At 73.5% G+C, this 11,715-nt stretch carries 11 protein-coding genes; 5 read left to right on the top strand and 6 right to left on the bottom strand.

The window, feature by feature from the left end:
- Positions 1-88 precede the first annotated feature (88 nt).
- Positions 89-1,309, bottom strand: a complete 1,221-nt coding sequence (locus N912_RS0129015; RefSeq protein ID WP_037067138.1) for an MFS transporter — start codon at positions 1,307-1,309, stop codon at positions 89-91.
- Between the two features lie 76 nt (positions 1,310-1,385).
- A complete protein-coding gene (locus tag N912_RS0129010) occupies positions 1,386-1,808 on the bottom strand; it encodes a VOC family protein (protein ID WP_245645460.1) in 423 nt (140 codons plus the stop codon).
- A 121-nt stretch (positions 1,809-1,929) separates the two neighbouring features.
- On the opposite strand from N912_RS0129010, the gene N912_RS0129005 reads away from it, so the two are divergent.
- The 5 genes from N912_RS0129005 to N912_RS55375 all read left to right on the top strand — a co-directional run bounded on the left by N912_RS0129005 (position 1,930) and on the right by N912_RS55375 (position 6,764).
- Positions 1,930-2,736 carry an ArsR/SmtB family transcription factor gene (locus N912_RS0129005; RefSeq protein WP_028925143.1) on the top strand — a complete coding sequence of 269 codons (807 nt, stop codon included), beginning with the start codon at positions 1,930-1,932 and terminating at the stop codon, positions 2,734-2,736.
- Between the two features lie 2 nt (positions 2,737-2,738).
- Positions 2,739-3,197 carry an SRPBCC family protein gene (locus N912_RS0129000; RefSeq protein ID WP_028925142.1) on the top strand — a complete coding sequence of 153 codons (459 nt, stop codon included), beginning with the start codon at positions 2,739-2,741 and terminating at the stop codon, positions 3,195-3,197.
- Positions 3,198-3,273: 76 nt separating this feature from the next.
- The gene (locus N912_RS55380; RefSeq protein WP_169747964.1) at positions 3,274-4,398 is read left to right on the top strand and encodes a sensor histidine kinase; all 1,125 of its coding nucleotides are present in this window, start codon (positions 3,274-3,276) and stop codon (positions 4,396-4,398) included.
- On the top strand, positions 4,395-5,063 hold the full coding sequence (locus N912_RS0128990; protein ID WP_037067133.1) for a response regulator: 669 nt from the start codon (positions 4,395-4,397) through the stop codon (positions 5,061-5,063). The genes N912_RS55380 and N912_RS0128990 overlap by 4 nt, the downstream gene beginning before the upstream one ends.
- A 66-nt stretch (positions 5,064-5,129) precedes the next feature.
- Entirely contained in the window at positions 5,130-6,764 is a 1,635-nt protein-coding gene (locus N912_RS55375; RefSeq protein WP_051580944.1) for a carboxylesterase/lipase family protein, read from the top strand.
- Here the strand turns inward: N912_RS55375 and N912_RS0128980 are convergent.
- From N912_RS0128980 to N912_RS0128965, 4 genes are all read right to left on the bottom strand, one after another.
- Positions 6,757-8,544, bottom strand: a complete 1,788-nt coding sequence (locus tag N912_RS0128980; protein ID WP_028925140.1) for a DUF6398 domain-containing protein — start codon at positions 8,542-8,544, stop codon at positions 6,757-6,759. The genes N912_RS55375 and N912_RS0128980 overlap by 8 nt on opposite strands.
- A gap of 285 nt (positions 8,545-8,829) precedes the next feature.
- Positions 8,830-9,870: an ABC transporter substrate-binding protein gene (locus tag N912_RS0128975; protein WP_028925139.1), complete on the bottom strand. Its 1,041-nt coding sequence runs from the start codon at positions 9,868-9,870 to the stop codon at positions 8,830-8,832.
- Positions 9,867-10,661 (bottom strand): ABC transporter ATP-binding protein, encoded by a 795-nt coding sequence (locus tag N912_RS0128970; protein ID WP_028925138.1) that lies wholly within the window; start codon positions 10,659-10,661, stop codon positions 9,867-9,869. The genes N912_RS0128975 and N912_RS0128970 overlap by 4 nt, the downstream gene beginning before the upstream one ends.
- The gene (locus N912_RS0128965) at positions 10,658-11,689 is read right to left on the bottom strand and encodes a FecCD family ABC transporter permease (RefSeq protein WP_028925137.1); all 1,032 of its coding nucleotides are present in this window, start codon (positions 11,687-11,689) and stop codon (positions 10,658-10,660) included. Before N912_RS0128965 ends, N912_RS0128970 begins: the two co-directional genes overlap by 4 nt.
- Positions 11,690-11,715 lie beyond the last annotated feature (26 nt).

Below are 11,715 nucleotides of genomic sequence, written 5' to 3'. Positions count from 1 at the left end.
TACCACCACTCGGGCGCTCCCCGTGGCAATGAGTCCAGCGCTCCACAGGGTGTGGCGGTCGTCCGCCTCGTCGAGGCGAGGGAGGCGGTCATGACCGAGTCGGTTTCAGGACGAGGACGAACGCGACGATTCCGGTGAGTATCACCAGGAGCGAATAGGCCACGACCGTGGCCCACAGTCCCACCATTGTGGCGGCACAGCCGGCGGCGATGGCGGGCAGGCTGAACGTGAGAAAGGCAACCGTGTAGGCCACCGCGAACAGTTCGCCGCGCTGGGTGGGGCCGGCGAGCTTGGAGAGCGCGCCGAAGGTGGCGAGCCCGGAGGCACCGTAGCCGATTCCGGAGACCACCGTGCCGGCGACCGCGGCCGCGAGGGAATGGGCGAGCAGGCCGACCAGCGTCAACGTGGTCCCGGCGGTGAGCAGGGTCAGGCTGGTGCGCAATGCCATTGTGCTCGAACGGTTGCGGAGGGCGAACGCGGTCACCGCGCCGGTGCCGCAGAGCAGGGTCACCACCAGGCCGCCGAGGAAATGGTCGGAAATGCCGAAGACGGTGGCCGCGACGGACGGGCCGAGCGAGAGGTACAGGCCCCCGAGTGCCCAGCCGGAAGCGATGACGGGAAACAACGGATAGACGTCGGCGCGCAGCCCGTGCGGAACGGACAACCGGGGCGGCAGCGACAACGGGACCCGGCGGCGCGGCGCCGACGACGATGGCAACCCGAGGACGGCGAGAAACGCGAGCAGCATCGCGCCGAGCAGCAATGCCCAGACCAGGTGGGTCGGGTCGGGGGCGTACTGGGCCAGGGCGCCGCACGCGAGCGCGCCGATGGCGAGCCCGGCAATCGGGACGACGCCGTTGACAACCGCGGCCCGGCCCGGCGCGCGCGGCGGATCGAAATCGACCAGGGTGGCGCCGAGCGCGGGCAGCACCATTCCCGTCGCCACCCCCTGCACCACCCGGGCGATCAGCAGCGTCGTCACGTCGCGGGCGGTCAGGAACAGCAGCAGGGCGGCCGCGACCAGCGCGATCGAGCCCGCCAGCACAGGCCGGCGCCCGATCCGGTCGGACAGCGGGCCCAGCACCAGCAGCGAGCCGAGCAGGCCGAACGCGAACACCGCGAAGACCAGCGTGAGCGTCGCCGAGGAGAATCCCCACATTCGTTGGTACACGACGTACAAAGGTGCCGGTGCGCTCGACGCCGCCTGGAACAACACCAGGATCACGGTGGCCACGGCAAAGGCGACCGGGCGCGGAAACCTGGGGGGCCGGCCAACAAACGGGGTGGTCAGTACTTCCGAGTCGGGCATGGCGTCCTGTTCGGTCGTTGTCGGGCGATCTACCCACAGCGACGGGCTAGGGCGAGCAAAGGTGACCGCGCGCGGATCAGCCAGACAGGAACAGGCAGAACGGGTGGCCCGCCGGGTCGAGCATGACCCGCACGCCGTCCTGGGGCTGGTACCGCGCGAGCGTCGCGCCGGCTTGTCGCGCCCAGGCGACGGCGGCGGGCAGGTCGTCGACGGCGATGTCGAGGTGGGTCTGGAGCTGCTGTTCGCCCTCGACGGACGGCCACACCGGCGCCACGTAGCCGGCCTCGTACTCGAAGTTCAGCGTCGGGCCGACGGCGCCCTCGGGCGGTCGCAGCTGCGCCCATCCGTCCGACGGCGGCATGCCGGGGCGCGGCGGCTCGGAGGTGGTCACCGGCCAGCCGAGCAGGGCGCTGTAGAACGCGGCGAGCTCGCGCGGGTCGGGCGCGGCGATCGTCACGGACGTCACGCGCAGCGACGGCCGGGTCGACGGAGGTGGCATGCCGGCACGGTATCGAGCACGCGGCAGGGCGGCGGCAGGGCGGCGACCCGCGATTGACATGCAGCCAGACGGCTGCCTATTGTTCAGGCAGCCAAAAGGCTGCATGTCGGAGGCGGTGCGGGTGGACGAGGTGTTCAAGGCGCTGGCCGACCCCAGCCGGCGCCGGCTGCTGGACGGCCTGAACGCCCGCAACGGGCAGAACCTGCGCGAGCTGTGCACCGGGCTGGACATGGCGCGGCAGTCGGTCAGCAAGCACCTGGCGGTGCTGGAGGCCGCGAACCTGGTGACCACCGTGCGCCGAGGCCGGGAAAAGCTGCACTACCTCAACGCCGCGCCGATCAACGCCATCGCCGACCGCTGGATCAACCGCTACGACCGCGAGCGCGCCCGTGCGCTCGCCGACCTGAAGACCGCATTGGAGCAGGAACCGATGGGTAGTACGGAGTTCGTCTACACCACGTACATCAAGACAACACCGGAACGGCTGTGGCGAGCGCTGACCGATCCGGCCTTCACCCGACGCTATTGGCAGGCCACCTTCGAGTCGGACTGGGAGAAGGGCTCGACGATGGTCTGGACGCAGAACGGCGTGCGGATGAGCGACCCGGAGCAGGTCATCCTGGAGTCCGAGCCCTACCGCCGGCTGGCGTACACCTGGCACACGTTCACGCCGGAGTTCGCGGCCGCCGTCGGAATGAGCGACGAGGTGCTCGCCAAGGCGGCCGCCGAGCCCCGCTCACGGGTGAGCTTCGACATCGAACCGCTCGGCGAGACCGTCAAGCTGACGGTCGTCCACGAGGGGTTCGAGCCGGGCAGCACGGTGTTGGAGCTGGTCAGCGGCGGGTGGCCGCACCTGCTGTCGGACCTGAAGACCCTGCTGGAGACCGGCGACACGCTGCCCGTCACAACGGAACAGAAAGGCTCATGACAGTGACCGATGTTCGCAAGGTCAAGGCGGGAATGCTTGTCCGCCGGCCGCAAAGTGAGGTGTTCCAGGCGTTCGCCGACCCGGCCATCACCACGAAGTTCTGGTACACCAAGAGTAGCGGGAAAATGGTCGCCGGTGCGGACCTGACCTGGGAATGGGAGATGTACGGCGCCTCCGCGCGGATCGCGGTGAAAGAGGTCGAGCCGGACAGCCGCATCGTCTTCGAGTGGAACGACGGCATGACCGTCGAGCTGCGTTTCGAGGCGCTGCCGGACGGCACCTACGTCGACGTCACCGAGACCGGGTTCGGCGGCACCGAGGACGAGGTGGCCCGCCATGTCGGCGACTCGACGGGCGGGTTCACCATCGCCCTGTGTGCGCTCAAGGCGCTGCTCGAACACGGCGTCGAGCTCGGCGCCGTCGGGGACCGTTTCCCGAAGGGGCTCGCCGGCGGTCACTGACGTCGGCCGTGTGAGCGAGGCGCGGCTCCCTCCCCGGGGGGAGGCGGCGACGGCGGCGGGCGCATACCGTCTGCGGGTGGGCGCTGTGCGGGTGAGCCGGGGGGATGCGGCGCTCGGTGCCGCCGTCACGCTGCTCACCGTCGGCCCCGCGCTGGTGCCGTACCCTCGGCCGTGGTGGGCGCTGGCGCTGACGGTGCTCGCCTCGGTGCCGGTCGTGTGGCGGCGGGTGGCGCTGCTGCCGGTCTGCGTGCTGGTGGGCGGGGCGACGATCGCGTTCGCGCTGACCTACAAGCTGCTGGCGCACGTGCCGTTGCTGCTGCTCCCGTACGGCTCGCTGGTGTGCGTGTACACGTTCGCGGCGGCGACGATGTCGACGGCGTGGCGGGTGGGCGCGAGCATCGCGCTGGCGGTCGGGCTGATCGTGTCGCTGGCGCTGCCCGGGGAGGACTTCGAGACCTACCGCTACGTGATCAGCGCGACGATCGCCGCGTACGCGCTGGGGGTGGGCCAGCGGGCTCGCCGGACGCAGCGGTGGGCGGAGGAGGAACGGGCCCGGCGGCTGGCCGAGGAACGGGCGTCGGCGGTGCGTAGGGAGCGGACCCGGATCGCCCGCGACATGCACGACGTGGTGACCCACTCGGTCGGGCTGATGGTGGTGCAGGCCGAGGCCGGGCCGCTGGTGGTGCGCAGCGACCCGGCCAGGGCCGAGGCGGTGTTCGACACCATCGCGTCCACCGGCCGGGACGCGATCGGCCAGCTCCGGCACGTGCTCGGCGCGCTGCACGGGCGGCAGGAGGAGGCGGCGGACCGCAACCGCGAGCCCCGGCCGGGCATCGACGCGGTGCCCGGGCTGGTGGAGCGGGCCCGAAGGGCCGGCCTGGACGTGGCGTTGGAGCGGCGGGGGACGCCGAGGGAGTCGCCGGTCGGGGTGGACGCGGCGGCGTACCGGATCGTGCAGGAGTCGCTGACCAACGCGCTGCGCCACGCCCCGAAGGGCAGCGCGGTGCGGGTGCTGCTGGACTGGGCGGGGGACGCGCTGGTCGTGCGGGTGGCGGACACCGGGGGTGGGGGTACGGGCGGTGAGGAGGGGCACGGCATCCTCGGCATGCGCGAGCGCGCCAGGGACTGTGGGGGGACGCTGGAGATCGACCCTCGCGGTTTCACGGTGACCGCGACGCTGCCGGTCGGAGGGGCGTCGTGACGCCGGTTCGGGTGCTCGTGGTGGACGACCAGGACCTGTTCCGGGGCGGGTTCGCGATGATCCTGAACGCGCAGGACGACCTGACGGTGGTCGGGGAGGCCGCGGACGGTGCCGAGGCGGTGCGCAGGGCCGTCGAGCTGGAGCCGGACGTGGTGCTGATGGACGTCCGGATGCCGACCATGGACGGGGTGGAGGCCACCGCCGAGATCTGCCGGCGGACCAGCGCGCGGGTGCTGGTGCTGACCATGTACGACGTCGACGAGTACGTCTACCAGGCGCTGCGCGCGGGGGCGAGCGGGTTCCTGCTCAAGGACGTGCGGCGCGACGACCTGGCGGACGCGGTCCGGGTGGTGGCGAAGGGCGAGGCGCTGCTGGCCCCGTCCGTCACCCGGCGGCTGATCGACGACGTGGTGCGCAGGGGCGCCGCGCGGCCGGTGCTGCGGCGGCAGCTGGACGAGCTGACCGAGCGGGAGTCCGCCACCCTGCGGCAGGTCGCGCGCGGGCTGTCCAACGCGGAGATCGCCGCCGAGCTGGTGGTCAGCGAGCACACGGTGAAGACGCACGTCAGCAACGTGCTGATGAAGCTGGGCCTGCGCGACCGGGCGCAGGCGGTGGTGTTCGCCTACGAGGCGGGGTTCGTCACCCCGGGCCAGGACTCCCGCTGAGGAGCGAGGACGGGTTCGGTCGCGTCGGCGATCCGCCGGGGGCCGGTGCGCGGTGAGCATGGGCTCATGTGGAGACGGATGGCCGCGGCGCTCGCGGTGTGTGGGCTGGCGGCGGCCGGGTGCGGCGACGACGCGGACGAGCAGGGCGGTACGGACGCGAGCGGCTGCGCGGCGCGGACCACGCTCGGCGCCGTCGAAGGTGCCGTGGAAGGTGCCGTGGAGGGCGCTGTCGAGGGCGCCGCGGCACGGGACGGGCTGTGCGTGTTCCGGGGCATCCCGTACGCCGCGCCGCCCACCGGCGAGCTGCGGTTCCGGCCGCCGCAACCGGTCGCGCCGTGGCAGGGGACGCTGCGCGCCACCGACGGGTCGCGGGTCTGCCCGCAGGTGCGCGACAGCCTGTCCGAGGAGTACCCGGACGACCGTGAGGTGTTCGGCGACGAGGACTGCCTGCGGCTGAACGTGTGGACACCGAGGCCGGACCGGTCGTCGGCCCGACCGGTGCTGGTGTTCGTCCACGGCGGCGCCGCCCGGTTCGGCACCGCCAACGAGCCGCGCTACGACGGCGCCGCGCTCGCGACCAAGGGGGACGCGGTGGTCGTCTCGATCAACTACCGGCTCGGGGCGCTCGGCTGGGCGGAGCTCGGCGGCCTGGACCCGGCGTACCGGGGCTCGGCCAACAACGGGCTGCGCGACCAGATGGCCGCGCTGGCCTGGGTGCGCGAGCACATCGCGGACTTCGGCGGCGACCCGGCCAACGTCACCGCGTTCGGCGAGTCCGAGGGCGCGTTCGGCCTGTCCGCGATGCTGGCCACCGACCACCCCGAGCGGCTGTTCCGGCGGGTCATCCTGCAGAGCGGCACCGGGTACCTGGTGCACTCGGCGGCGGCGCGACCGGCCCGCCCGCCGGTCGAGGACATGGCCGTGCTCAAGACGATGCCGGCCGGCGAGCTGGTCGAACGGCAGGAGAAGGCCCTCGCGCGAACGGCGCCGGGTGCCGCCGGTGCCGTCTACTTCGGGCCCTCGGTGGACGGCACGCTGGTGCGGGACTCGACGATCGCGCGCGTCACCGAGGGAAACGCCAAGGGCGTGGACATCCTGCTCGGCACCAACCGCGACGAGGTGAACTTCTTCGGCCAGGAGGGGCCGGAGCGGATGCGGGCGCTGGCGCAGGCGTACGGCCCGACGTTCTTCCCCCGCTCGCTCGCGCCGGCGCGGGAGCGGATGGCCGCGGCCTACCGGGCCGGCCGCTCGCCCACCGACGCCGAGCTGGCCATGTTCACCGACCAGGCGATGCGGGTGCCGGCGATCCGGCTGGCCGAGGCGCAGGCCCGCTGGCGGCCCACGTACCTCTACGAGTTCGCCTGGCGGCCCGCCGCCGGGGTGGGCGCCGTGCACACCGCCGAGCTGCCGTTCGTGTTCGGCACCCTGCGCTTCACCGGGATCGCCGGCGGCGCCGAGGCGCTGCGCACCGACCGGGACCGGCTGGCCGAGCTGTCCGCGCGGATGGTGGACGCCTGGACGTCCTTCGCCCGCACCGGCGACCCGAACGCGCGCAAGCTGACGCCGCGCCCCGACTGGCCGCCGTACCACCCACCGAACCGGGCCACCATGACCTGGGACCTCGACCCCCACGTCCTGAACGACCCGCGCGGGAACGAGCGCGAGCTCTGGCGCGACGTCCCGCTGGTCTCCCTCAGGTGACCCCGGCCCGCTCACGGTAGGTGTCGCGCAGCTCGATCAGCACCCGGCGGCGCTCCGACGTCAGGTACTCCGGCGAGCCGAGCACGATGTCGCCGGCGAAGTCGTCGTCGAACCCCGCCGCCCGCAACAGCGTGTGCGCGCGCTGCGACGAGCTCTGCCTGAGCCCGAAATGCGCGTGCAGGTCCTTGGCCATCCGACCGGGCCGGGCCATCGAGAACAGGTGGTTGGCCTTCGCCACGATCCAGCACACCGCGGCGGCGGCCGTGGCGGCCCGAGCCCGCCGGCGGAACACCGCGGGGTCACCGGCCACGGCCCGCGCCAGCACCCGCCGCGCCGCGGTGCGCGCCTCCATGCCGAACAGCGCCTCGCAGCCCTCGTCGAGCAGCCCCAGCACCTCGCCCACCCGCTCGGCGATGTCGCCGGGCACGCCCGTCCAGTCGAACGGCTCGTCGGGCAGCGGCGCGTCGTCCAGCGACTCCATCGCGTCCTGGCCGCCGACCTCGATGCGGACCCACTCCAGCATCGCCCTGGCCAGCTCGAACTCCTCGTCCGGGCGCCGCACGCCCGGCTCCGAGCCCGGCGGGTACAAGGTCCCCATCGCCTCCAGCAGCGCGGCCGGACCCCGCGGCCGGGACATCCGGATGATCTCCAGGTAGTCCGGCTCGTAGTCGTCGACGGCGGCCAGGGTCTCCTCGGTGAGCTCGGCGCGGATGTCCCGCTCGCGGTGGCAGAACCGGATGAACGCGCGCAGCAGCTCGGGCGCCTTGGCCAGGTACTCGGTGGTGGCGACGATCTTGCGCGGGATCCAGTCCACCAGCAGGATCTCCACCGCGACCGGGCTCCAGCGCAGCGGGTCGCCCGGCCCGTAGCCGATGCCGAACCAGAGCAGCGAGTCGAGCAGCGCGCGGTGGTCGCGGTCGTCGAGGCCCCGGCCGTACTCCGAGCCGAAGAACCGCCCGGCCAGCCCCGCCAGCTCCCGGTCGCTCCAGTCGGGACGGACGTACCCGGTGCCCCCGGTGGGCAGCCGGCGCACCGCCCACTCGACCAGCGGGCGGCACGCCGGCCAGGTGTCCGACTCCAGCGGCGGGTAGATCCGGATGCCCTGCTCGACCGCCTCGGTGACCCGGGCCCTGGCGTCCGCCGGGTCGAGCGGGGTGCAGGTGGTGTCCGGGTCGTCGGCCGCGGTCATCATCAGGTCGAGGAACTCGGCGAACGGTTCGGAGACGACGAACGCGTCCTTCACCACGGTGCCCAGGTTGTGGTCGACGTACACCAGCACGGACAGCTCGTGCCCGGTGGCCAGCCGCACGCCGAGCACGATGTCGTCGCCGTCGCCGAGCACGTGGGCGACCTCGCTGGTCGGGCCGACCTCGGCGTCGTGCAGCGTGGCCAGCCACCGGGGCAGCGGGTGGGCGCGGGTGGCCAGCTCGCGGCCGATCCGGGCGCGCAGCAGCTCGTCGGTGGTGAGCTCGGCGATCGCGGCCAGCAGCGCCGAGGTCTCCGGGAGCCTGACGTCCAGGAACGACCTGACCAGCTGGTCGTGCGAGGCGGGGAGGTCGTCGTGGTCGGAGGCGAACGGGTCCTGGTTGCGCGGGTCGATGGCCTCGAACAGGGTGCTGGCCAGGCTCAGGAAGCTCAGCGGATCCTCGTCGGCCAGCGCGTTGCGGACGTCGTCGAGGAGGTCGGGCTCGCGCTCGGCGTGCGGGGCGTTCGGGACGTGGCCTGATGCGGGTGTGACGCGCCGTGGCCTGCCGGCCCCCGGGCGCGTGCGCTTCGCCATGCGGGCACCCTAGTGCCACGGAAACGAGGTCGTCTTACCCGCCTTCGGCGCCCAGGCGGCGCCCCGCCCCCGGGATGCGGGGTGTCCCCGCAAGGCACAGCGTCGTCGACCGAAGGTCGTCGTCCCCGATACAAACCCGGTATCGGGGGCTCCGAATCAGACACAGCCTTGCGGTTGCCCGGGTGCGGGTGTCCCGCGGGGACACAGCACCTGGATCACCGAATCCGGGCAAGGAACCTCGTTTCCGCAGCACTAGTGAACGGGGGCGGCCGGGGAGTGGCGGGCTCAGTCGAGTCGGTCGTCGATGGGCGGGCGGATGCCGGACGGGGGTGCCAGGCCCCAGCCTTCCAGGGACTGGCGCAGGGTCTCGGCGGCGTCGATGTTGAGGGGGCCGGAGGTCCACATGGAGTACGGCAGGTTCAGGAAACGGCCCTGGGCGACGGCGGGCAGCTCGGCCACCCCGGGCCTGGCCCGCAGCAGCGCCACCTTGTCGGCGAAGGTCTGGCTGGGGTAGTCGACGAACGCGAACGCGTCAGGTTTGCTGGCGACCACGCGCTCCCAGGACACTCGGGTCCAGGTGTCGGACACGTCCCCGGCGGCGTTGCGGGCGCCGGCGGCGGTGATGATCGCCTCCGGGCCGCCGAACCGGCCGCTGGTGAACACGGTGTCGGTGGCGCTGTCGAACAGGAACACGGTGATCGGGCGGGGTGGGGCGGGGGCTTTGGCGAGCGCGTCGCGGCGGCGGTCGATGTCCGCTACCAGCTCGGCGGCGCGGGCCTGGCGGCCGGTGATGGCGCCGACGTTGGTCAGGTCCTCGCGCACCGCCGTCCAGGGTTCGACAGTGCCCCTGGCCTTTTCTCCGGCGCGTTGTCGGCAGCTTTCGGTCAGGATGTACGGCGCGATGCCGGCCGCGCGCAGGGTGTCCGGGGTCAGGCCGGTGGCCTCGGCGTAGCCGTAGCTCCAGCCGGCCAGCATCACGTCCGGGTGCCTGGCGAGCACCGTCTCTCGCGCGGGCTGACGGGGGGCGGCGATGTGCAGTCGGTCCAGCGCGTCGCCGTAATGGCGGCGCAGCATCGGGGCGTCCGCCTCCAGGCTGGAGATCGCGGCCACCTGGTCGGCGGCGCCGAGGGCCAGCGCGAGCGAGATCATGTTCCCGTCGTTGACGAACATCCGCCGCGCCGGGCTGGGAAACTGCGCGGGCGCGCCGCAGTTCGTGATCGTCACCGTGTTGCCGGTGGTGGGCGGTGCGGCCTGGGGGGCGGCGCACGCGGTGACGCCGGCCAGCACGCCGCTCAGTACCAGCGCCGTGAGCGAGCGGCGTGTCATGGGCGCCTCCGTCCTCGAGTTGTGAACAGCAGGTGGGTCTCGCCGGTGAACGGGTGCGCGACCGGGACGGCGTCCACGCCGAACACCTCCAGCACCGCGTCCGGGGCGAGCGCGCGCTCCGGCGCCACGGCCGGCCGCGCGCGCCCGTCGTGCAGCACCACCAGCCGGTCGCACGCGCTGGCGGCCAGGTTCAGGTCGTGCATGGCCATCAGCACCGTCCGGCCGAGGCCCCTGGCCAGCTCCAGCAGCGCGAGCTGGTGGCGCACGTCCAGGTGGTTCGTGGGTTCGTCCAGCATCAGCAGCGGGGCCTGCTGCGCGAGCCCCCTGGCCAGCAGCGCGCGCCGCCGCTCGCCGCCGGAGAGCTGGTCCACCGGGCGGTCCACCGCGTCGGCCATGTCGACCAGGTCCAGCGCGCGGATCACCGCGTCCCGGTCCTCGCGCGACTCGGCGGCCCACGGCGGCTGGTGCGGCACCCGGCCGAGCGCCACCAGCTCGCCCACCCGCAGCTCGGCGGGCAGCTGCTCCTCCTGGCCGACCAGCGCGATCAGCCGGGCCCGGCGGCGTCCCGGCAGCCGGTCCAGCGCCACCCCGTCCAGCCGCACCTGACCGGCGGCCGGGCGCAGGATGCCCGCCAGCACCCGCAGCAGGGTGGACTTGCCGGACCCGTTCGGCCCCACGATCCCGACCGTCTCGCCGCGCCCGACGCTCAGCTCCACCCCGCGCAGGACGGTGCGCCCGCCGATCGCGCAGTCCAGCCCGCTCGCGCTCAGGTGCGGCGTGTCCGCCGTCATGCGCCGCCGCCGCTGAAGCGGTACCGGCGCCGTCCCATCAGCAGCAGGAACACCGGCGCCCCCACCAGCCCGGTGACCACGCTCAGCGGGATCTCCACCGGCCGCACCGAGACCCGCGCCGCCACGTCCACCCAGACCAGGAACACCGCGCCCGCGCACCCGGCCACCGGGAGCATCCGCCGGTGCCGTCCGCCCACCAGCAACCGGGCCACGTGCGGCAGGATCAGCCCGACGAAACCGATCCCTCCGGCCACCGCTACCAACACCCCGACCAGCACCGCGAACACCGCGAACAGCGCGCCGCGCACCGCCCGCACCGGGATCCCCAGCGCGGCCGCCGTGTCCGGCCCCGCGGCCAGCGCGTCCAGCCACCCGCTGCCGGCGAACAACAGCACAGCGAGCACCGCCACCGTGACCGCCGGCAGCGCCAGCCCCGCCCACTGCGCCCCGGCCAGGCTGCCCAACAGCCAGAACAGCACCGACTCCGCCGCGCGCGGATCCGCCGCCCGGAACACCAGGAAGCTGGCGATCGAGGCGAACGCCGACGCCAGCACGGTGCCGGTCAGCACCAGCCGCAGCGGCGTCAGCCCGCCCTGGCCGAGCGCCACCGCGAACACCAGCAGCGCGCCCACCAACGCCCCGACCAGCGCGCCCGCCGACAGCGCGAACGCGCCCGCGAACACCCCGGTGGTGATCACCGCGACCGCGCCGACGCTGGCCCCGGAGGACACCCCGAGCAGGTACGGGTCCGCCAGCGGGTTGCGCACCAGGGTCTGGATGCCGGCGCCCGCCACGGCCAGCCCGGCCCCGACGATCACCGCCAGCAGCGTGCGCGGGATCCGCAGGTCCCAGACGATCGTGTGGTACGCCAGGTCGACGGGGCCGCCGGTGAGCTGGGCGCGCAGGACGTCCAGCACCACCCCGGGCGCGAGCTGCTCGGCGCCGAACCCCGTGGAGAGCACCACGCTGACCGCCAGCAGGGCGACGAGCAGCAGCAGGACGAGCGGGGTTGGCGCGCGACGCGCCACCGGGTCAGGCCCTGGTGGTACGCGGG

Origin of the sequence: Actinospineispora acaciae DSM 45401, from assembly GCF_000620785.1 — a bacterium.
In the GTDB taxonomy this organism is placed as follows: domain Bacteria; phylum Actinomycetota; class Actinomycetes; order Mycobacteriales; family Pseudonocardiaceae; genus Pseudonocardia; species Pseudonocardia acaciae.
The sequence above is the reverse complement of the archived record's forward strand: the minus strand, read 5'-3'. Positions and strand labels throughout refer to the sequence as shown.

Excerpts from the sequence above, each read along its gene's own strand:
- N912_RS0129010 (WP_245645460.1), bottom strand. The coding sequence starts at position 1,808 with ATGCCACCTCCGTCGACCCGGCCGTCGCTGCGCGTGACGTCCGTGACG.
- N912_RS0129015 (WP_037067138.1), bottom strand. The coding sequence starts at position 1,309 with ATGCCCGACTCGGAAGTACTGACCACCCCGTTTGTTGGCCGGCCCCCC.
- N912_RS55375 (WP_051580944.1), top strand. The coding sequence starts at position 5,130 with ATGTGGAGACGGATGGCCGCGGCGCTCGCGGTGTGTGGGCTGGCGGCG.
- N912_RS0128975 (WP_028925139.1), bottom strand. The coding sequence starts at position 9,870 with ATGACACGCCGCTCGCTCACGGCGCTGGTACTGAGCGGCGTGCTGGCC.
- N912_RS0128970 (WP_028925138.1), bottom strand. The coding sequence starts at position 10,661 with ATGACGGCGGACACGCCGCACCTGAGCGCGAGCGGGCTGGACTGCGCG.
- N912_RS0128980 (WP_028925140.1), bottom strand. The coding sequence starts at position 8,544 with ATGGCGAAGCGCACGCGCCCGGGGGCCGGCAGGCCACGGCGCGTCACA.